Source organism: Candidatus Infernicultor aquiphilus (assembly GCF_002784285.1).
Taxonomy (GTDB): Bacteria; Atribacterota; Phoenicimicrobiia; order Phoenicimicrobiales; family Phoenicimicrobiaceae; genus Infernicultor; species Infernicultor aquiphilus.
This window is the reverse complement of sequence record NZ_PFKO01000060.1, coordinates 1,430-1,774: the sequence shown is the minus strand read 5'-3', so window position 1 is coordinate 1,774 and position 345 is coordinate 1,430. Positions and strand designations below refer to the sequence as shown.

Sequence of the window (345 nt, the reverse complement as noted above, 5' to 3'; positions counted from 1 at the left end):
ATGATTTCTATTACTGGAGTAAGGTGGTCTACTCCATATAAAAAACCGACTATAGCGATTTTATTAAAAAGGTCTTTGGAAAAAGTTATAAAGGAGTCAAAGACAAATGCATAGAATTAACCTAACTATTAAGGTAAATGGGAAAGAAGTAACCCTAAAAGTAGGACCTAAAGAACGATTAATAGATACTTTGAGAGAACAGTTAAATTTAACCGGGACTAAAGAAGGGTGTAGTATAGGTGAGTGCGGAGCGTGTACGGTTATTCTTGACGGGGAAGCAGTTTGTTCCTGTCTGATTCTTACCGGGCAAATAGGTGGCAGTGAAGTATTAACTATTGAAGGATT

Annotated in this window: 1 protein-coding gene; it reads left to right on the top strand. The window is 36.5% G+C overall.

Annotation, left to right across the window (positions count from 1 at the left end):
* Positions 1–106: 106 nt before the first annotated feature.
* The coding region (locus COZ07_RS01710) for a (2Fe-2S)-binding protein (protein WP_406606872.1) at positions 107–345 on the top strand (239 nt) is incomplete at its 3' end.